Consider the following 20,988-nt stretch of genomic DNA (forward strand, 5'->3'; position numbering starts at 1 on the left):
AAAATTCTGCTTGTTCTTTTGCAAGCTGCCTTAGGGGTTCAAGACTGGGCGGCTTAGGCCAGCGATCAAGGGTTTCCTTTTGCTGTTTTAAAAGCTTCTTCATTTTTTGTAGTTCGCCTTTAGAATGCTTTATCGGGCCCATAACACAAATATAACGAATCAATCTTTATTTTAATACCTCGCGCGATATCACAATTTTCTGTATTTCGGATGTCCCCTCGTAGATCTGCGTGATCTTGGCATCGCGCATTAAGCGCTCAACATGGTACTCTTTTACAAAGCCGTAACCACCGTGTATCTGCACCGCTTCAACAGTGGTTTTCATGGCCACTTCTGATGCAAAAAGCTTAGCCATTGAGCTGGCCTGTGCGTAAGGCTGGCCGTTATCTTTCAGCCAGGCGGCTTTTAAACAAAGCAAACGTGCAGCCTCAATTTCGGTGGCCATATCGGCCAGCTTAAATTGTATGCTTTGATGCTCGGCAATGGGTTTGCCAAAGGTTTTACGCTCTTTGCTATAAGCCAGTGCCAGTTCGTACGCACCCGATGCAATGCCCAATGCCTGCGAGGCAATACCGATGCGGCCGCCTTCCAATGTTTTCATGGCGAAAGTAAAGCCAAAGCCATCATCGCCTATGCGGTTTTCTTTAGGTACTTTAACATCAGTAAACATTAATGAGTGTGTATCCGAACCACGGATGCCCAGTTTATTTTCTTTAGGGCCAATGGTAAAACCGGGCATACCTTTTTCAACTATCAGGGCATTAATGCCTTTACTCTTCTTTTCGGGGTGCGTTTGTGCGATGACCAGGTAGGTTGACGCCGAACCGCCATTAGTGATCCAGTTTTTAGTGCCGTTTAACAGGTAATGATCGCCCATATCTACAGCCGTAGTATGCTGCGATGTCGCATCGGACCCTGCTTCGGGTTCCGAAAGGCAAAAAGCGCCTATCTTTTCGCCTTTGGCCAAAGGCACCAGGTATTTTTGCTTTTGCTCTTCGCTGGCGTAATGCTCCAAACCATAGCACACCAGCGAATTATTTACCGATACCACCACCGAAGCTGAAGCATCAATTTTTGACAATTCTTCCATTACCAGTACATAGGATACACTGTCCATGCCGCTGCCACCGTATGCGGGATCCACCATCATCCCTAAAAAGCCCAGCTCTCCGAGTTTTTTAACTTGTTCGGCCGGAAATTTCTGGTGCTCGTCGCGTTCAATAACTCCGGGCTTCAACTCGGTTTGGGCAAAGTCCCTGGCAGCCTGCCTGATCATCAGGTGCTCTTCTGATAAGTCGAAATACATAAATTTATAATGAATGGTTGTTAACTGCATCAAATATAATCATATGCATGCATAGTAAATAATCTTTCACAAAAAAAGAGAGCTCTTTTGAAGCTCCCTTTCCCCTAATTAATTTAAACTATTGATTAAACCCAAAACAAAGAACACAAATCACTCAGCTTGGGTGTCTGAGAATTCAAAAACAATTTTTCATTGGTAGATGTAAATGTCTTATATCTCCACAGAATGCTCTGTGTGCTTATTGTGAACAAAGGTATAGGCTAAGCAACCGACAAACAAATACGTATACGTCAGTAATTTTGATCTTTGTTCAATATTTTAACTCGTTTGAATACCCTACCATTAAAGAATAAGGCAATTTTTTTAATATATTATTTAAAACGAAGTGTTTATCTACGGTTTTTAGTATTAATAAAAATTTAATTTTTTACCTTTAGTTTTTCAACCCCAACACACCAAGCACAATGTTATTAACTGATTTTGAATATCTTAATACCTCCGAGATCGCCTTCAAAAAAAAGGTAGCGCTGCAAATTAAACGCCTCAGAAGACAAAATCAGGTAAGCCAGGAGAAATTTTACAGCGAAACCAATATCAATATCGCCCGCCTGGAGTCGGGCCGGGTTGATATCCGTTTGGATACCTTACGTAAGATATGCTATTACTTTGATGTATCCTTATCGGGCTTTTTCCAGGGGATATACTAATGCCTGACGCTTATGCAATTTACAAACGAAGTTGAAACCTGGTGGGCGGCGCAAAATAGTTTCGAGATTATTGCCTTTTTTACCGGTATGCTTTGCGTGTGGCTCGCTGCACGTAACAATATCTGGAACTGGCCACTCGCTATTATATGCACGGGCGTTTCTATATTCGTTTTTGCGGAAAAAAATTTATACGCCGATATGGGACAATATGTATACCTGTTTTTCAGCAACATATACGGATGGTATTATTGGAGCCGGCGTTCGCAAAATGAGAAACGTGTGCCAATTACCCTTATTTCAAAAAAACAAATTTTTATATCAATTATAGCCGTTGCTGTAATATCACCGGCATTAGGTTTAACGCTGGTAAAACTCGCGCCGGCATTACATTATCAACCAGCGGCTTTTCCGTATTTAGATAGCTTTTGTACAGTTTGCAGTTTGATTGCTCAATTATTTTTAGCCAGAAAGGTATTGGAGAATTGGTTGATCTGGATTTTTGTGGATCTGATTTATATTGGTGTGTACGCTATAAAGGGACTTGATTGGTTTGCTGTTTTGTTTTTGGTGTATACCGGCCTGGCAATATTTGGTTATTTCGACTGGCACAAAGAGTACCGTAAGCAGTTACAAACCGCAAATGGATAAGGGCATAATCAAAATAGCGATAGTCGGCGGCGAATCGACGGGTAAATCGACCATGTCTGCATACCTGGCCAAGTATTACCAAACCGTTTGGGTGCCCGAGTTTGCCCGCGGATATTGTGAAAAGCTAACCGCACCGCCCACCTGGCAGGATGAGATCAATATGTTTGAGGGACAGCTTGAGCTGGAAAAAAGCCTGCTGCCCAAAGCCAATAAAATACTGATCTGCGATACTACCTTCATCACTGTTAAGATCTGGAGCGATCATATATTCGGCCGGTCGCCGCAGCAGGTGGTTGACGAGCTGAGCCGCCACCCTTACGACTTTTATTTACTGCTCAACATCGATCTGCCCTGGCAGGATGACCCGCTGCGCGATTTCCCCGATAAGCGCGAACACTTTATGCAGGTTTGGCACGATGAGCTGAAAGCGCTTAATGCGGATTATGTGGTTATATCGGGTTTAGGCCACGATAGGTACGATAATGCCACACAGGCGATAGATACTTTTTTAACCAGGAATATTTAACGGCAGGCCGGTAATTAAGCGGCCTTGCCAACCAGTATGTCATCAATCTTTTTAACTTTTCTTTAACAAAAAGTAAACCTTTGGTGCAACGTTTTACAAAACGTTGTGTCATTTATATCGAAAGCTGTAAAAGAAACTTGGAAGCCGTTTATATCGACAAGCATTTTGACCTGGTGGTTGAATGTAAAAAGGGAAGCAAAAAGGCCCATTACGAGTTATATCAGCTATACTCAAAGGCGATGTTAAATACCGCCTTCAGGATAGTGAATAATTTGGATGAGGCTCAGGATGTATTGCAGGAGGCATTCCTGGACGCATTTGCCCGTATAAACGATTTCAGGCAGGAAACAACTTTTGGGTTATGGATAAAACAAATTGTGGTTCACCGGTCTATCAACCTGCTGCGCAAGCGCAAAATGGACCTGGTTAGTATTGATGACGAGCAAATTGAAAACCTGGCCGATGATGATTTTAATGATGATGACGAACTGCAGTACAAAGTGGCACAGGTAAAAGATGCCATGAAACTGCTACCCGAAGGTTACCGCGTGGTACTATCGCTTTACTTACTGGAAGGGTACGACCACGAAGAGATAGGGCAGGTTTTAAACATCAACGAAAACACATCAAGAACACAGTTTTTAAGAGCAAAAAGAAAATTAATTGAAATTTTGAAACAGAGAGGGATAACAGCATGAGCAAGCGATTAGAAAATTTCATCAAAAACAATAAAGAAGAATTTGATGAATTGGAGCCGGATTTTGAGCTATGGAATAAAATTGAAAAAGCGCTACCGCCAAAGGAAGTTATAACGCCAAAGCGCGAAGCAAAAACTTTTTCGTTGGGTTTTGTAATGCGTGTGGCAGCTATAGTATTTGTGGTAATGACAATAGGCTTTGTATTTTATGTAAAAAACCAAACGCCGCCAACACCAACCCTGGCACAAATTAACCCCGAGTATGCCCAGCAGCAAAAGCATTATGCAAGCCTGGTGGCCAACAAACGCCAGGAATTAAAAACACTGGCCAAAACCGACCCCGAACTATACACCGAATTTAGCGGTGAGATAGCCAAAATGGACTCTACCTACAAAAAACTGAATAATGATTTAGCAACCAGCCCTAATCAGGAAAGTGTTTTACGTGCAATGATCCGGAATTTGCAAATACAAACCGAGGTGCTTAATCAGCAATTACAGGTAATAGAACAGTTTAATGAAATGAAAAAAGAACAAAAAAATGAAATCAAAGATATTTAAGCCCCTACTAATTACTATAGCTATAGTAACCGGCATACATGGCATTGGTACAGCTCAAAGCATGACTGCCGAACAACAAAAGGATATGGAAACCCGCCTGAAGCAAATGGAGCTGAAGTTACAGAACATGCAGGTAAAGATGGATAGCATGAAAAAACACGATAGCTTACGATTGAAAGAAAGAGTAGCTGTTGGCTATGGCACATCCATTTATACATCGCCAAGAGCGATCAAAGTTACGCCGAGAACACCGGCCACGGCACGGACACCGATGACTATGGTAGTGCCGGCAGCACCGATGGCTCCTATGAAATCGCTGGCACCACTGGCGTTTGACAAAGATTTTGCGAAGGCATTCAGTAAACCGCTTAGTTTAAATTTCGACAGCAATGATAAAAAACTGGAAGAAAGAGTAAAAAGCGGCGAGGTTAAAGAAACGACCAAAGCTTATAGCAAAAGCTACAACATTGACCATGACGATAAAGTGGTGATCGATAACAAATGGGGTAAAGTAACCGTAAATACCTGGAACAAGAGCGAGGTTAAAGTTGAGGCACAGATACGGGCCGACGCCATGGAAACTGATGAGGCTCAAAAATTATTAGATGCCGTTAAAATAGACGACAGCAAGGATGGTTCTACTGTATCGTTCACAACTAAGGTTGAGCCTACCGATGGCAATAACTCATGGGGCTGGGGCACCAATAACGGCAAACCCTTTGTACGCAAGGTATACATCAGCTATACCATCTACATGCCGTCTAAAAACGCGTTGCAGATAACCAACCGTTTTGGTGGGGTAGAACTCCCCGATTTTGATGGTAAACTAACTGTAAACAGCACCTATGGCAACTTTACTGCTAAAAAGCTCAGCAATACCGCCAATGAGATAAGTTCGCGCAACGGCGCAACTAATATCGAAAGTTTGAACGGCGGCCAGCTAAAAGTACAATATGGCAGCCTTGACCTGGGTACGGTTGAGAACCTGAACGTAGATGCGAACGTTAGTGCAGTTAAGATCGGCAAGATCAAGTCCGGGGCAACGCTAAATGTAAAATATGGTCCGGGCGTGCAGATCAGCGATTTGGATAAAAACATCAAAAACTTATCGGTTACCACTTACATAGCGCCGCTTGAAGTAAACTTCAACAACAACCAAAATTTTGATTTTGATGTAACGGTACACAATAACAGCTTTGATTATGGCAACCACGATGTAACGGTGACCAGCCAATCGCCTGATGATACCCGCCGCTATAGTGCAACCAAAAACTATAAGGGCCATTTGGGCAAAGGCAATCCCGATAAGGTGATCACCGTCAAATCAAATTACGCACCGGTAAAATTTAATTTACAATAAGTTATCCCCATATATAGTTTTAAGTAGTTAAGGCTCCCGGCTGATCAGCCGCGGAGCCTTAAACATTTTTGCGTAATATGCGTTGCCAAGCTAACGTATATATGATGCCGCAAAAAGTAAGTATTTTTTGGTTTCGCCGCGATTTACGACTGGAGGATAATGCCGGTTTTTACCATGCTTTAAAGGGTGATTACCCCGTTCTCCCGCTGTTTATTTTTGATCCGGCCATACTTGATATACTTGAAGATAAAGACGATGCACGTGTAACCTTTATCTACCAAACGCTATCCGCGCTAAGCGCGCAACTGCGGCAGCACCATTCGGATATCCTGGTGAAATATGCCGATGTTAGCCATGCCTGGGATGAAGTGCTTAAAGCATATGATGTAACGGCGGTATACACCAACCACGATTATGAACCCTACGCAAAACAACGCGATGACGCCATCGGCGCAAAGCTAAAGCACAAAAACATACCGTTTAATACTTATAAGGACCAGGTAATTTTTGAAAAAGGCGAGGTAGTAAAAGACGATGGGAAGCCCTACACCGTATTTACACCCTACAAACGCAAATGGTATGAAAAGTTACGGCCGTTTTATTTAAAGACTTATCCCACTAATAAATACCTCCATAATTTGTTAAATACCAGGCAGTTTAAAATGCCATTGTTAAAACAAATAGGCTTTACGGAAAGCCGCGCGCAATTTCCCGGCAAGGCATACCAGAACATGATCAAAGATTATGCTGAGAAGCGCGATTATCCGGCCATAAAAGGCACATCGCATATTGGCTTGCATTTACGATTTGGCACCGTTAGCATACGACAGCTGGCTGCAGATGCTTACAATGCTGAAGAAAAGACCTGGCTGAACGAACTGATATGGCGCGAGTTTTATATGATGATCTTGCATCATTTCCCTGAAACGGCTACCCATGCTTTTAAGCCTGAATATGATCATATTGTTTGGCGCAATAACGAGCGTGAGTTTGAGGCATGGCGCAAGGGCCAAACCGGTTACCCGCTGGTTGACGCAGGTATGCGCGAGCTGAATGCCACCGGCTATATGCACAACCGGGTACGCATGGTGGCGGCCAGCTTTTTAAGTAAGCATTTATTGATCGACTGGCGTTGGGGCGAAGCATATTTTGCCCGAAAGCTATTAGATTATGAAATGGCGAGTAATGTGGGCGGCTGGCAATGGGCGGCCGGTAGCGGTACCGATGCCGCACCTTACTTCAGGGTTTTTAACCCGGAGATACAGCTAAAAAAGTTTGATCCTAAACTGGAATATATCAAAAAATGGGTTCCGGAGTATGCCGACTTCGGCAAATATCCAGAACCCATTGTTGAGCACGCGTTTGCACGCGACAGATGTTTGAAAGCGTTTAAAAATGCGCTTACCGAAAAGGGTTAATTACTAACATTTACAACTGTAACCTCGTATCGTAAACAGCTAAATGCAGGGATTGAATTACGTGAGTCGGCCCCATAACCTATTGTTGACGGCATGATGAAAGAAATTTGTCCGCCCGCGGTAGTTTTACTTAACGCTTCAGCAAAACCCGGAACCACATCATAAAGCGTGAACGATGTTGCCGCAGTTCCATCAGTAGTAACTTCGGTGTCAAACGCAGTACCATTAAGCAATGTACCGGTATACTGCACACCAACGGTTGAACTGATGCTGATAGGATCTGTTCCGGTGCCGTGCACTATTTCTTTATACCAAAGCCCCGAAGCTGTTTTTGTATAACCCGACAGGCTATTTGCAGCCATATATTTTTTGATGCTGACATCATCGTACGTAGCCTGGTTATCAACCAGACTTACCGTATAATCCAGACATTGGTTACCATTGATAGCGATAGAACCTGAAAAATACCCGTTAATGCCAAACGCCAGTCGCGATGGTATTAACAACCTTATTTTACCGCCTTTGCGTTTCAGTAAATTTTTAACGCCTATTTGTACAGCGGTAGGCGTGATATGGCCTACATAGGTGTGGGTATGATTAATAATGGTATCGGTAGTAGAATAGCCGCCATCAAAAGTATGGTACGCGTAGGCATAAGCTACCAGGTCGGGATAATCAACAACCGCGCCTGTACCCTGACTAATGATCTGGTAATAAATGCCGGTGGTATCGCCGCCGGTGGTGTCGCGTTTCATGCCGGTTAAACCGTTATCAGCAATATACTTTTGAATACTGTTTTCATCATACTGTTTTATCGTAACGTCGTTAGCGTTTTTTTTGCATGAGAACAATCCGAAAGCGATAAAACCTATGATGACGTAAAATGATCTTTTCATTAAAATAATTATTTTTTAGTAGCGGGTTTAATCCCGTTGTTTTGCCTGGTTACCCGGGTATGTATATATTAATTAGCTATATCGTAAAGTTTTATTGTAAAGTCGAGCACCGAATTGGCCGGTATTTTTAAATCTGGTTGATCATACGGCCCGTAAGCATACCCCGATGGCACAAACAACCGGATAACACCGCCCTTTTTAATATGCGGGATGCCGATCTGCCAACCCTGTATCACTCCGCCCAAAGCAAACGATGGATGAAAATTATTAGTTTGCGCAAAAAGAGTTGTGCTACCAAGCACGCTGCCTTTATAACCTACCGTTATCAATGTAGAGCTTGTAAATAGTACGTTGCCTGTTCCCAATGTATCAATAATATAATATTCGCCGGTGGCCTTATCTTTTATGGCAACATTGGTTAAACCGTTAGCTGCCAGGTAGTCTTTAATGATCACGGTATCTTTACCCAGTTGTATTTGCGCCAGCTCGGCGTCGGTAGTCTCTTTCTGACAAGCCGTTACCACAAAGCACAAAAACAAACCTATTAACAGCAACCTGTTCATAAACTATATAAAGGGCAAATTTATCCTTTTAAAATTCAAAAACAGAACCTTAACATATTTTAACACATTTTATTGTGATTTTTTTGCGATTTAGTGGTAGCAGCGCGTAGAACACACCCCTAACCTCCCGAAAAAGTTCGGGACAAGCTCTCTCGAGAGGGAAACGAAATTTTAACTAAAAAGGGCCGTCGCCCAAACGGGTAACGGCCCTGGATATATATTAATGGTCAGTTAATAACAATATTTATTGGCCTCTATCAGTTGTTTGGCAATGCGTTGCCTTGCATCCTTGATATTAAAAGGCTCTGTTTTGGTAAAGCGCTTCAATCCTACCATCATGGCGCGGTATTCATCACCTTCGGCAAATGAATTTAAAGCTTCTTTACCGGCAATATATGCATGGTCGGCAGCTTCGTGCAGGTATACCCGCATCATATCCAGCTGCCCTGCACAAGCTTCTTCGCCGCGTAGTTTAACCAATTTTTCAGTACGCAATATCGTCGACTCTGCAATATATACATAACCAATAATATCCGCAATATTCATTAAAATTTCCTGTTCCTTACCCAGGGTAGCCATCAGTTTTTGCACCGCGGCGCCGGCTATCATCAACCCTGTTTTTTTGAGGTTCTTTAATATCTTCTTTTCGTAAGCAAACGGCGTTTCATCGGGTTCGGCAAAATCAGGTATCGACATCAGCTCGGCCGAAACGGCCATTGCAGGCGTCATCAGGTCGATCTCGCCTTTCAGTGCACGCTTTAACAGCATATCCACAATCAGCATGCGGTTAATTTCGTTGGTGCCTTCAAATATGCGGTTGATGCGGCTATCGCGGTAAGCACGTTCCATTGGCGCCTCGGCGCTATAACCCATGCCACCATATACCTGCAAACCTTCGTCCACAACATAATCCAGCGCTTCCGAGCCCCAAACTTTCAGGATGGCGCACTCGACAGCAAACTGCTCAACCGATTTGAGCTTGGCTTTCGCCAGATCCATACCGCCGGTGTGCAAAGCTTCGTAAGCGTCGTCGATGTTTTGACCGGCACGATACGCCGCACTTTCTACAGCGTAGATGCGGGTAGCCATTTCGGCAAGTTTGTAGCGGATAGCACCGAATTTTGAGATGGGCAGTTTAAATTGGATACGCTCGTTTGAATAGTTCAATGCATGGTTAAACGCCATACGTGATGAGCCTATCGCGGCAGCGCCTAATTTGATACGACCAATGTTTAAGATGTTAACCGCTATTTTAAAGCCGTTCTGCCTTTCGGATAACAGGTTTTCAACGGGTACGGGGCAATCGTTAAAAAAGATCTGGCGGGTTGATGAGCCTTTGATACCCAGTTTATGTTCTTCGGGGTTCATGGTAATACCGCCGAAAGTTTTTTCGACAATAAACGCACTCAGGTTTTCATCATTATCGATCTTGGCGAATACAATAAACACATCGGCAAAGCCACCATTGGTGATCCACATTTTTTGCCCGGTGATCAAATAATGTTTACCATCCGGACTTAACACTGCTTTTGTATGACCAGAGTTGGCATCAGAGCCCGAATTTGGTTCGGTTAAGCAATAAGCCGCCTTCCACTCGCCGGTACCCAGTTTGGGGATGTATTTTTGCTTTTGCTCTTCGTTACCATAATACAATATCGGTAAGGTACCAATACCTGTATGGGCAGAGAGCGCCACCGCGAACGAGAAGCCCGCGCCAACAGCGTCGGCAACCAGCATACTGGTATTGAAGTTTTTGCCGAAGCCGCCGTATTCTTCGGGTATGGAAACGCCAAGCAAGCCAAGCTCACCGGCTTTGTCCATTAAGGTGGGCATCAGGCCTTCTTCCTGCGCGTCTATCCTATCCAGGATGGGCAAAACTTCGGCAGCCAAAAAATCCTCGCAGGTTTTTTTGATCATCTGCGATTCTTCGTCAAATTCTTCAGGAATGAAAATATCGTCGGCGAGTGTTTCCTTAATTACAAATTCTCCACCTTTAATTGTATGCTTCTCTACAGTATCCATAATTTTTTGGTCTTGACTTTTTTTAATCTTTATAGTATCTCGAAGACGCCTGCGGCCCCCTGACCAGTTCCCACACACATCGTTACGATGCCGTATTTTTGTTTGCGTTCTTTTAATTCGTTTATGATTTGCACGGTTAGCTTAGCTCCTGTACAACCCAATGGGTGACCTAAGGCTATCGCGCCGCCATTTACATTCAGTTTATTGGGGTCGATCCCCAACTCGCGGACAACCGCTAACGATTGCGATGCAAAAGCTTCGTTTAACTCGATCAGGTCGATCTGATCCAGTTTCATGCCGGCTTGCGCCAGTGCTTTCGGTACGGCGTATATCGGACCAATACCCATAATTCGTGGCGGTACGCCTGCTACGCCGTAGCTTACCAGGCGGGCCAATGGTTGTACGTTCAGTTCTTTCAATAGCTTTTCGGACACCACCAAAACAAAGGCAGCTCCATCCGATGTTTGGGATGAATTGCCTGCGGTTACTACGCCGTCGGCAGCAAAAACCGGTTTTAGTGTAGCCAGCTTGGCAATGCTGGTATCGGCACGCGGACCCTCGTCGGTATCAACCACATATTCGCGGGTTTTCTTTTTCAGGTTATCATCAAGGTAGGTTTCCTTTACAGTGATGGGCAGAATGCCTTGCTTCATCCGGCCATCGGCAATAGCTTTGATGGCTTTTTGGTGCGATTGGTAGGAGAACTCGTCCTGATCTTCGCGGCTCACTTTATACACTTTTGCTACCTCTTCGGCTGTCAAACCCATGTTCCAATACCAGTCGGGGTGGGTTACCGCGATATCCGGGTTAGGTACAATTTTCCATCCGCCCATCGGGATCATCGACATACTTTCGACACCACCGGCAATGATACAATCGGCCATGCCGGAGCGGATCTTGGCGGTAGCTGTCGCGATAGTTTCCAGCCCGGATGCGCAGTAACGGTTCATAATGACGCCCGGAACCTTATCGGTATCCAAACCCATCAGCGAAATCAAACGCGCCACGTTTAGCCCCTGTTCCGCTTCGGGCGAGGCATTACCTACGATCACATCGTCGATGCGCTCTTTATCCAGGCCCGGCACCGATGCTACCAGGTGACGGATCACTTCGGCGGCCAGGTCGTCCGGTCTCGTGAACCTGAATACGCCTCTTGGAGCCTTTCCTACAGCAGTACGATAACCAGCAATTATATAAGCTTCAGTCATTGTTTTATTGTTGTCGTCATTGCGAGGTACGAAGCAATCTCCATGCTATGCAGAGCGGCTCTGTAAGTCGGGGATTGCTTCGTCCCTCGCAATGACGTGGTGGTTAATTTCTTAGTGTTTTTCCTTTAGTCAATATGCTTTGTATCCGTTCCAATGTCTTTCTCTCTCCGCAAAGCGATAAAAATGCTTCGCGTTCCAGGTCGAGCAGGTATTGCTCGGTTACCAGGGTTGGTGATGAAAGGTCGCCGCCGCACATCACGTAGCCTAGTTTTTCGGAAATCTTTTTATCATGCTCGGATATGTAATGCCCCGAATACATGGAGTTTGCCCCGATGTAAACCATGCCTAACCCTGATTTACCTAATACTTTGATATCCTTACGGTGCGCGGGTTGCGTGTAGCCTGCATCGGCCAGTTCCAAAGCTTTTTCTTTGGCATCGGCAATGAGCCTGCTGCGGTTCATGCTGATGCTGTATTTATCTTTTAGCAGATAGCCCAGGTCGTAAGCTTCTGGTGCTGAGGTTGAAACTTTGGCCATGCCTATAGTAAGGAAGCGATCTTTCAGAACGTTCTGTTCTATCTGTCCTTCGGTAAAGGCATCCGATGCGCGTAGTGCAAACTCTTTGGTACCGCCACCACCGGGGATGAGGCCTACTCCAAATTCCACCAAACCCATATAAGTTTCGGCGTGCAGTTGTACGTGATCGGCGTGTAAGCAAAACTCGCAGCCACCGCCCAGAGCTAAATTGAACGGCGCAGCAACTACCGGTATCGACGAATAACGGATGCGCATGGATGTTTTTTGGAACATGCTGATGGCCATACTGATCTCGTCCCACTCCTGCTCAACAGCGGCCATAAAGATCATACCCACGTTGGCACCGGCCGAAAAATTGGCGCCATCGTTACCGATAACCAGGCCACGGTAATCTTTTTCGGCCAGGTCGATCGCCTTGTTAATACCCTGGATAACCTCGCCACCGATTGTATTCATTTTGGTATGGAACTCGAGGTTCAAGATACCATCGCCCAGATCGGTGATGGTGGTACCGGCGTTTTTCCAGACCGTCTTGCTGGCGCGGATATTATCTAAAATGATAAAGTTTTCCGTGCCCGGAATGGCTTTATAGGTTTTGGTCGGGATGTCGTAATACTTTTTAATACCATCTTCAACTTTGTAGAATGATTCGTTACCGCCATTCAGCATTTCGTGTACCCAGGCAGCGGCCTCGTTGCCTTTGGCTTTCATGGCGGCTACGGTATCCTTCGCACCTAAAGCATCCCAAACTTCGAAGGGGCCGAGCTCCCAACCAAAGCCGGCACGCAGGGCATCGTCTATACGGTACAGCTCGTCGGATATTTCGGGGATACGGTCGCTCACATACTCAAACAAACCATAAAAAGAGGTGCGGAAAAATTCGCCCGCTTTATCGCTGCCTTTGGCGTAAACTTTCATCCGCTCGCGCAGATTTTCAACAGGTTTAGTTGCTTCGAGCGTTGCCGATTTAACTTTGATCTGCGGTTTATATTCTAAGGTCTTCAGATCGAGCGCTAAGATCTCGCTCGAGCCGTCGGCATTTTTTACTTTTTTGTAGAAGCCTTGTTTGGTTTTGTCGCCCAGCCATTTGTTCTCGGCCATTTTTTTCACGTATTCGGGCAGCACAAACAGGTCGTGCGCCTTATCGTTGGGCAGGTTATTGTAGAGGCCGTTGGCTACGTTGATCATGGTATCCAAACCAACCACATCGCTGGTGCGGAAGGTAGCCGATTTTGGCCTGCCCAAAACCGGGCCGGTAAACTTGTCGACCTCTTCGACGGTCAGGTCCATTTTCTCAACCAGGTGCAGCAGCGCCATGATGGAGTAAACACCTACACGGTTGGCAATGAATGCCGGTGTATCTTTACATAGAACAGTGGTTTTACCTAAAAATTTATCGCCGTAGTGCATCACAAAATCAACAACCTCTTGAGATGTTGACGGTGTGGGTATGATCTCTAACAAACGCAGATAACGCGGCGGGTTAAAAAAGTGCGTTCCGCAGAAATGCGCCTTAAAATCGTCGCTCCGGCCTTCCGCCATCAAATGGATGGGTATGCCTGATGTATTTGAAGTGATTAAAGTGCCCGGCTTGCGGAATTTCTCCACCTGGTCGTACACCTTTTTTTTGATATCCAGGTTTTCGACAACCACTTCGATCGTCCAGTCGCAACCGGCAATATCCTTCATGTTATCATCAAAGTTGCCTGTGGTGATCCTGTTTAAAACCGATTTGGTAAATACAGGCGAAGGGTTTGATTTGGCAGCGGCATCTAAAGCGGCGTTTACAATGCGGTTTTTAACTTTTGGATTATTCAAAGCTAAACCTTTGGCTTGTTCATCGGGCGTTAATTCCTTCGGGGCAATATCGAGCAACAAAACTTCCACACCGATATTGGCAAAGTGGCACGCAATACGCGAGCCCATTACACCCGAACCTAAAACGGCAACTTTTTTAATTAATCTCTTCATCTGGTAAATATTTGCCTCTCTTAAATCCTCCCCCGAAGGGAGACCTTAAAGAGCTATTATTCGGGTTTATAATCGATTGTTAACTGGTTGATCTTTTTCAGCGTATCGGTTAGTTGTTGTTTTTCGACATCGCTGATATGCGCATCCAAATAATCATTAAACTTGCGTACAACTACACGGGCCAGGTGGCGTTTTTCTTTACCCAGATCGGTTAAACAAATTTTAACCGAACGCTTATCGCCTTTGTTTGATTCGCGGTAGATGAGTCCCATATCTTCGAGGTTGCTTAACATCCTCGATAAACTGGTTGATTTTAGTCCGAGCAAACCGGCAACTTCGGTAACGGTGGTACCCTCTTTATCATCAATATTGATGAGCAGGTAACCGATGGATTGCGTGATACCAAACTCGGCGGCCAATTGGTTATACCGGTTAGCAACCGTTTGCCATACTATCTTTAAAAAATAATCAGTAGTTTCCTGGTGTTTCATTAATTTACTATGCAAGCATAACAAATATATAGAGTTAAACTTTAGTATGCAAGCATAATTTTAAGAAAGTTTTTTAAGTCTGCGCATCTCATCCGTTTGTCAGATAACAACTTATTGATCAATTGCGTATAGATTAGCAAAACAAATAAGCCCCGCGCGCGTTTAATAACTATACAATCATAGTTGACATTCGTCCAATTCAAAAAGTTCAGTTAATCCTATCTTTTTCCTGCCGATCAATGCTGTGTAACTCGTCAAAGTGATGAGCATATCTGTGATGCTTTACATTAAATTGATTTTTATGATCATCCTCCTCTTCTTTTTTTCGCATTGGTTCCTGTCGCTTTTTTTTCAAACATTCTTCCAGCACCGTTACGCATCGCACCAAATGTTTACTACCAGCAAAAACTGGGAAAAGGTTTTTTATGTACTGGCCTATCTATTTGAAGGTGCATCCTTTTTAACCCCACGTGCCTATGCCATGATGCACCGCGAACACCACGCTTACAGCGACACGGAAAAGGACCCGCATTCGCCGCACTTTTTCAGGGACGTGATCCAGATGACCAGGGCCACCTTTAAAAACTTCACCGCGCACCTGGATAGAACAAAAGTGACTGATGCTAAGCTTGCAGGGCATTATCCTGAATGGCCCCTGATCGACCGGATGGGTTGTTCTGTTGCTTCACAACTATTGTTCGGCGCGGCTTATACCACTTTTTATATCTTTTTTGCTACGCACTGGTGGATGTTCCTGCTGCTGCCTATCCATTTTTTAATGGGGCCGGTACAGGGCGCCATAGTGAACTGGTGCGGGCATAAATACGGTTATTCTAATTTTGATAATAAGGATAAGTCAAAGAACACTACCCCATTCGACTTTTTGATGCTGGGTGAGTTATTCCAGAACAATCACCACAGGCACCCCAACAGCGCCAACTTTGGCAGCAAATGGTTTGAGTTTGACCCGGTATACCCGGTAATGCGACTGTTGCACTGGATGAAGATCATTAAACTGCGTAAAGCTTATTGATTGTTTACGCACGCACCTTTTTAAATATTATAAAATGAAAGATCAAAAAATAGAAGATCAAAGCAAGGTATACCTTTTTGATCTGATCAATACGGCCCTCGAAAACGGCTTTAAGTCCGATGAAAAATGGGAGCTTGGCCTTGTAAACGAGGAGCAAAAAATCAGGATCCAAAAAGATTATTCGCCTGCTATTGCCAGCAAGGTACTGCCGGAAATATTGTTACAGGTTTACCACGTAGTTAAAGCAAAGCTTAACCAAACCCTAAACAGCGAAGAACAATTACTGGATATGAAACAGGTACTGAGCGAAAAACTGAATTATATTGTGGCTTATATCCCGGCAAGGCAGCGGAAGTAATGGTTAGGATTTTGTTAAAGACAGCCCACTAATGGACGCTTTGCGTTTGCGGGTGGTATAATAAATATATAATTCCGCTATCAGCAAGTTACCAACCCATCCCAGCCACGAAACTATATGGTAAACATCCATGGGCCGGGGTTCAACCATGAGCACAAACAACCATTTCCAAAAGCGGAGACTTATGGCGGAAAGTGTGAGCGCATAGCTGCGGTACATCCATATACGGTGGGTTATTATATTACGTGCGACGGCTGCGGCAACGCCTTTATAAGTAAACACCACCCACAAAACAGCAAGGATGCAAAATGCCGACCTGCTTACCCAGCCACCGTTACCGTAAATACCCATTATTAAACCTGCCGGGCCGGTCACGATGATAATGAGATAAGCGTAAACTCTGCCACACCAGCGGTGCAATGCAGGAAAACGGTTACGGATGTAAGCCGGGAATTGCAGGATGCCTGCTATCAATACAAACATTCCCGTGTAAACATGAGCAAAAAATGCGATACGGTAATGCAGCATACCTACAACATCTTCTTTGATGAGTAAAAAGGCTACATCGGTACGCATGGGCACGTATTGTAGGGTGATGAGCAGCATAAGGTACGAAAACCATAGCAATGCTGCATACCAGATAACCAGACTGGTATTATGGAGATACAGTTTCTTTACAGCGATCATGTTCATTTACCCGCGACCGAAAACATCGTAATATTCTTTGGCATTGGTTTCATAGCGCATCAGCAGCTCAATGTTTTTCTTTTCGACATCGGTGAGGTCTTTTTTGATATCGGTGCTTACCGGGATATACCACATTTCCCTATCGAAATAAGCCCGCAATTGTTGGTTTTTAAACGAATAGCCGTGTCGCGCATAAATTGAGTTACGCAAAATAAACAGATCGGCTTTTTTAAGGTTGGCTACCTGAGCTTTGGTGAGTTCGTGGGCTGAGGCATTGTATTTAAAAAGATCGCGGGTGGTAGTAAAATAAGATATATCATAGTCGGAACGATAGTGGGGATCGTTAGGTGGCACCTTTTTGTTTCTCGCCCAATTAACGTACTGATTACTTTCATTCAATTTTTCGTTTGCATTATAATGAAATACCTTTTTTTCTAAATCAAAGTTTCTTTTCGGGATCCGTATTTTATTATTTGCTTTCCAGGTTCCTGTCAAGAGATTTTTTTCGGTAATGTAAAAATCAAAAACACCGTCGTACTTATCATCGCCTGGCTCTTTTACCAGAAAATGAAAGGTATTATGTTCATTGATCATTTTACCTGTAAAAGGTCGATAATTGCCTGCAACCACGCTATGGCCCTTAACCAAGCCGTTCGTAATTTCATCGATCGAAATGGTTATCTTATTTTCGAAATTCCAGGCGTCATGTTCGCCAGTGCTAATGCCGACGATATCTTTATCCGGCTTAAACCATCCCACCCAATAACCTAAGAATGCATCTGCAGGGTTCGCTGCTTTTGATGCGTGGCTTTGATAATTGCTCAAAAATGCCAGGGCAATAAATAAAAAAGATGTTTTAAAAAATCTCATAACAGAATTTCTATAATGATACAGAGAACATTAACGGCCAAAAGAACGATAATAATCTTTGGCATTTTTTTCGTAGCGCATCAACAGGTCGACGTTCTTTTTTTCAATTTCGGTGAGATCTTTGTCAACATCGGTACTCATCGGGATATACCACTGTTCGCTATCAAAATAGGCCCGCAGTTGGGGCGTTTTGAAAGCGTAGCCATGCCTGGCGTAAATGGAATTACGCAAGATAAAAAGATCGGTTTTTTTTAGGTTAGATACCTCGTCTTTAGTTAATGGTTGAGCTGAGGCATTAAATAAAAACACATCGTTAGTAGTAGAAGAAAAAGCCCTGTTATAACTTTTTACGTACTTTTCGCCAGCAGACGGTGCATTTTCGCGTTTTACCCAATCAATGTACAGATGGCTATTGGTTAGTTTTACAGATGGATCGTACTTAAATACCATTTTCTGCAATGTATAATGCCAGGCCGGTATGTTTATTTTGTTAGTTGCTGTCCAGGTGCCGGTTAGCTTAAGGTCATCATCAATATAAAAAGTAAAAACGCCATCGTATTTATCGTCGCCGGATTGTTTAAGCACGAAGGTATACATCGATCTATCTTTTGTAACGGTACCCGTAAACGGCCGGGTGTTACCTGCAACAATGCTATGGCCGGTTACGTTGCTGCCATCAATCTTATCGATGGAGATATTTATTTTATTTTGATAATCCCACGCTTCTCTTTCGACGCCATTTACTGGTTTAAAATCTTTATCGGGTACAAACATTCCCACCCAGCTACCAGGTATAGTGTTTACATCGGCATTTTTTACTGTTTTTGGAACTTTGATAACGGGCACGTTTACCGCGATACCGGAACTTGCCAGGCAGGCACTAATGGCGAGGATGCAAAAGGCTACAAGTGGTTTCATTGGTTGAAAGTTTGATTAAATATAAGTTTATTTTTGAATAGTACCATGAATAAACCCGATACAAGGCAAGCCGTTTTCTTGCAATTGTCCGAAATTAATGGTATATTGTATGGATGCAGAAGCTCACGAAATTCCATAATTTTTTTTTGAGCGCGACGCTTGAAACAAAAAGGAGAAGCGAAAGGGTTGAAAATTCTCTTACAATTTCCCCCCTTTTTTAAGGATTGAATGATTGAGTTTTGAATGACTGAATGGGAAAGCTTTGTGAAAATACCCATGTACCGTAAAAAAATAGGTACACCGATGTAATACCGATGCCATACCTATGTGTTACTTCGGTATAAATTAGCAGGAAAATGCATTTAAAGCTCAATACGGTGGTTTTCGCTAAAAATTGTGAAAAATACCGAAGAATACCTATGTAGCCCCCTCTAAATCTCCCCCGGGAGGGGAGACTTTACCATTGCTTAAGCCCTCCCTGCTGGGGAGGGTTGGGTGGGGCTTTTACCATCCAATCTTGGTATCATCACCCCTTGGGTCGGCGCCGCCTTCGTAGTAGCCCCATTGGGTAAGTAATATGGCGTCTACCCGGCCGCTGCTGCCTTTGCGTTGTACCAGTTTATAGCCTTTTTGGGTAAGCCTGATCTGGGCGAGGCTATCAATGGCGCCTTTTTCAAAGTCGACCTGATCGGGCAGCCATTGGTTATGGAAGCGTTTTGAGGTAACAGCCCTTTGCATGCTTTGGTCGAACTCGACCACGTTGAGGATAGTTTGGAATACCGAAGTGATAATAGTCGATCCACCGGGCGTACCCACTACCATGAACAGCTTGCCATTCTTTTCGAGGATAGTCGGTGTCATGGATGAGAGCATGCGTTTGCCGGGTTGAATAGCATTGGCCTTGCCGCCAACCAAACCGAACATATTGGGCACGCCGGGTTTGGCGCTAAAATCGTCCATTTCGTTATTGAGTAAAAAGCCCGCGCCTTTCACAAATATTTTGGAGCCAAAGCCGCCGTTGAGCGTTGTAGTAATGGATACCGCGTTACCGTCGCGATCCACAATAGAGTAATGCGTGGTTTGGTCGCTCTCATAACCCACAAACGAACCGGGCTGCACAGCGGTGCTCGGCGTAGCTGCTGCCAGATTGAAAGTTTTCATGCGCGATGCAACATAGGCAGGGTTCAGCAGACTATCAACGGGCACTTTGAAAAAATCTGGGTCGCCGAGGTATTTTGAGCGGTCGGCATATACCCGGCGTTCGGCTTCAACCATCAACTGGATAGTTGAATCTTTATTGAATCCCCATTTTTTGATGGGATAAGGTTCGACAGATTTGAGTAGTTGCAGCAAAGCGATCCCACCGCTTGACGGCGGTGGCATGGTAATAACTTTATAACCTTTATAACTGCCGATAATAGGTTTGCGCCAAATGGAATGATAAGCAGCCAGGTCGGCTTTGGTGATCATGCCTTTGCCGCTTTGCATTTCGGCTACCAGGCTATCGGCGACAGCGCCATCATAAAAACCGGCGCGACCCTTGTCGCGGATCAGTTCGAGCGTTTTGGCAAGGTCTTCCTGTACCAGCAGGTCGCCCTCCTGCCAGGGCTTGTCTTTGATAAAGTAAGTTTTGCCCGGGTTGAGTTCTTTGAAATCTTTTTGTGAGGCATTGAGTGCCGCAGCTAACTTTTTGGTGATCTTAAAGCCATCGCGGGCCAGATCAATAGCAGGCTGAACGAGGTCGGCCCATTTTAATCTGCCATATTTTTGGTGAGCGGTGATCATGCCGTCAACACTTCCGGGCACACCCGATGCCTGGTGGGTTAACAAGCTCATATTGGGCACTACATTACCGGCCGAATCTAAAAACATGTTTACAGACGCGGCTGCCGGGGCTTTTTCCCGAAAGTCGAGTGTGTTAGTTTCGCCTTTACCTGAGCGGTATACCATGAAACCGCCGCCGCCAATGTTACCAGCTTCGGGGTAGGTAACTGCCAGCGCAAATTGCACCGCCACCGCGGCATCAACAGCGTTACCACCTTTTTTGAGAATATTTACACCAACCTGGGCTGCATCCGGATAGGCGCAAACCACCATGCCGTTGGTAAATTCGCCGCCATTGTTTTTGCCTAACTGCCCTTGCACACAGCCCAAAGGCAAAAAAAATCCTGCCATAACAAGCAGGATAAAATATTTTGAATTGAATTTGG

At 44.5% G+C, this 20,988-nt stretch carries 20 protein-coding genes; 9 read left to right on the forward strand and 11 right to left on the reverse strand.

Going from position 1 to position 20,988, the window contains the following annotated elements; all coding sequences use genetic code 11:
• Positions 1–166: 166 nt before the first annotated feature.
• The gene (locus tag ACFGVR_RS02950) at positions 167–1,306 is read right to left on the reverse strand and encodes an acyl-CoA dehydrogenase (protein ID WP_448701024.1); all 1,140 of its coding nucleotides are present in this window, start codon (positions 1,304–1,306) and stop codon (positions 167–169) included.
• A 464-nt stretch (positions 1,307–1,770) separates the two neighbouring features.
• Here ACFGVR_RS02950 and ACFGVR_RS02955 point away from each other — a divergent pair, with 464 nt between their 5' ends.
• From ACFGVR_RS02955 to ACFGVR_RS02985, 7 genes are all read left to right on the forward strand, one after another.
• The gene (locus ACFGVR_RS02955) at positions 1,771–2,013 is read left to right on the forward strand and encodes a helix-turn-helix domain-containing protein (RefSeq protein ID WP_066006697.1); all 243 of its coding nucleotides are present in this window, start codon (positions 1,771–1,773) and stop codon (positions 2,011–2,013) included.
• Between the two features lie 12 nt (positions 2,014–2,025).
• Entirely contained in the window at positions 2,026–2,661 is a 636-nt protein-coding gene (gene pnuC / locus ACFGVR_RS02960) for a nicotinamide riboside transporter PnuC (protein ID WP_448701025.1), read from the forward strand.
• Positions 2,654–3,187, forward strand: a complete 534-nt coding sequence (locus ACFGVR_RS02965; protein WP_448701026.1) for an AAA family ATPase — start codon at positions 2,654–2,656, stop codon at positions 3,185–3,187. Before pnuC ends, ACFGVR_RS02965 begins: the two co-directional genes overlap by 8 nt.
• 137 nt (positions 3,188–3,324) lie before the next feature.
• Positions 3,325–3,885 (forward strand): RNA polymerase sigma factor, encoded by a 561-nt coding sequence (locus ACFGVR_RS02970; RefSeq protein WP_448701027.1) that lies wholly within the window; start codon positions 3,325–3,327, stop codon positions 3,883–3,885.
• A complete protein-coding gene (locus ACFGVR_RS02975; RefSeq protein WP_448701028.1) occupies positions 3,882–4,445 on the forward strand; it encodes a hypothetical protein in 564 nt (187 codons plus the stop codon). The genes ACFGVR_RS02970 and ACFGVR_RS02975 overlap by 4 nt, the downstream gene beginning before the upstream one ends.
• Complete coding sequence (locus tag ACFGVR_RS02980) at positions 4,426–5,805, forward strand: hypothetical protein (protein ID WP_448701029.1); 1,380 nt, start codon at positions 4,426–4,428, stop codon at positions 5,803–5,805. Before ACFGVR_RS02975 ends, ACFGVR_RS02980 begins: the two co-directional genes overlap by 20 nt.
• A gap of 77 nt (positions 5,806–5,882) precedes the next feature.
• The gene (locus ACFGVR_RS02985; RefSeq protein ID WP_448701030.1) at positions 5,883–7,223 is read left to right on the forward strand and encodes a cryptochrome/photolyase family protein; all 1,341 of its coding nucleotides are present in this window, start codon (positions 5,883–5,885) and stop codon (positions 7,221–7,223) included.
• On the opposite strand, the gene ACFGVR_RS02990 is transcribed toward ACFGVR_RS02985, so the two are convergent.
• From ACFGVR_RS02990 to ACFGVR_RS03015, 6 genes are all read right to left on the reverse strand, one after another.
• Positions 7,220–8,119: an FKBP-type peptidyl-prolyl cis-trans isomerase gene (locus tag ACFGVR_RS02990; RefSeq protein WP_448701031.1), complete on the reverse strand. Its 900-nt coding sequence runs from the start codon at positions 8,117–8,119 to the stop codon at positions 7,220–7,222. The genes ACFGVR_RS02985 and ACFGVR_RS02990 overlap by 4 nt on opposite strands.
• A 68-nt stretch (positions 8,120–8,187) precedes the next feature.
• On the reverse strand, positions 8,188–8,682 hold the full coding sequence (locus tag ACFGVR_RS02995; RefSeq protein ID WP_448701032.1) for an FKBP-type peptidyl-prolyl cis-trans isomerase: 495 nt from the start codon (positions 8,680–8,682) through the stop codon (positions 8,188–8,190).
• Between the two features lie 231 nt (positions 8,683–8,913).
• On the reverse strand, positions 8,914–10,704 hold the full coding sequence (locus ACFGVR_RS03000; protein ID WP_448701033.1) for an acyl-CoA dehydrogenase family protein: 1,791 nt from the start codon (positions 10,702–10,704) through the stop codon (positions 8,914–8,916).
• 29 nt (positions 10,705–10,733) lie between these two features.
• Positions 10,734–11,912, reverse strand: a complete 1,179-nt coding sequence (locus ACFGVR_RS03005) for an acetyl-CoA C-acyltransferase (RefSeq protein WP_448701034.1) — start codon at positions 11,910–11,912, stop codon at positions 10,734–10,736.
• 103 nt (positions 11,913–12,015) lie between these two features.
• Entirely contained in the window at positions 12,016–14,421 is a 2,406-nt protein-coding gene (locus ACFGVR_RS03010) for a 3-hydroxyacyl-CoA dehydrogenase/enoyl-CoA hydratase family protein (RefSeq protein ID WP_448701035.1), read from the reverse strand.
• Positions 14,422–14,477: 56 nt separating this feature from the next.
• A complete protein-coding gene (locus tag ACFGVR_RS03015) occupies positions 14,478–14,912 on the reverse strand; it encodes a MarR family winged helix-turn-helix transcriptional regulator (RefSeq protein WP_448701037.1) in 435 nt (144 codons plus the stop codon).
• 301 nt (positions 14,913–15,213) lie between these two features.
• Here ACFGVR_RS03015 and ACFGVR_RS03020 point away from each other — a divergent pair, with 301 nt between their 5' ends.
• Both ACFGVR_RS03020 and ACFGVR_RS03025 read left to right on the forward strand, forming a co-directional pair.
• The gene (locus tag ACFGVR_RS03020; RefSeq protein WP_448701038.1) at positions 15,214–15,945 is read left to right on the forward strand and encodes an acyl-CoA desaturase; all 732 of its coding nucleotides are present in this window, start codon (positions 15,214–15,216) and stop codon (positions 15,943–15,945) included.
• 34 nt (positions 15,946–15,979) lie between these two features.
• Positions 15,980–16,303: a hypothetical protein gene (locus ACFGVR_RS03025; RefSeq protein ID WP_448701039.1), complete on the forward strand. Its 324-nt coding sequence runs from the start codon at positions 15,980–15,982 to the stop codon at positions 16,301–16,303.
• Positions 16,304–16,306: 3 nt separating this feature from the next.
• Here ACFGVR_RS03025 and ACFGVR_RS03030 read toward each other — a convergent pair whose 3' ends face one another.
• From ACFGVR_RS03030 to ggt, 4 genes are all read right to left on the reverse strand, one after another.
• Positions 16,307–16,990, reverse strand: a complete 684-nt coding sequence (locus ACFGVR_RS03030) for a DUF2306 domain-containing protein (protein ID WP_448701041.1) — start codon at positions 16,988–16,990, stop codon at positions 16,307–16,309.
• 6 nt (positions 16,991–16,996) lie between these two features.
• On the reverse strand, positions 16,997–17,860 hold the full coding sequence (locus ACFGVR_RS03035; protein WP_448701043.1) for a YARHG domain-containing protein: 864 nt from the start codon (positions 17,858–17,860) through the stop codon (positions 16,997–16,999).
• A 30-nt stretch (positions 17,861–17,890) separates the two neighbouring features.
• The gene (locus ACFGVR_RS03040) at positions 17,891–18,778 is read right to left on the reverse strand and encodes a YARHG domain-containing protein (RefSeq protein WP_448701044.1); all 888 of its coding nucleotides are present in this window, start codon (positions 18,776–18,778) and stop codon (positions 17,891–17,893) included.
• Positions 18,779–19,282: 504 nt separating this feature from the next.
• Positions 19,283–20,953, reverse strand: a complete 1,671-nt coding sequence (ggt, locus tag ACFGVR_RS03045) for a gamma-glutamyltransferase (protein ID WP_448701046.1) — start codon at positions 20,951–20,953, stop codon at positions 19,283–19,285.
• Positions 20,954–20,988: the final 35 nt, after the last annotated feature.

It is taken from the genome of Mucilaginibacter aureus (assembly GCF_053514885.1).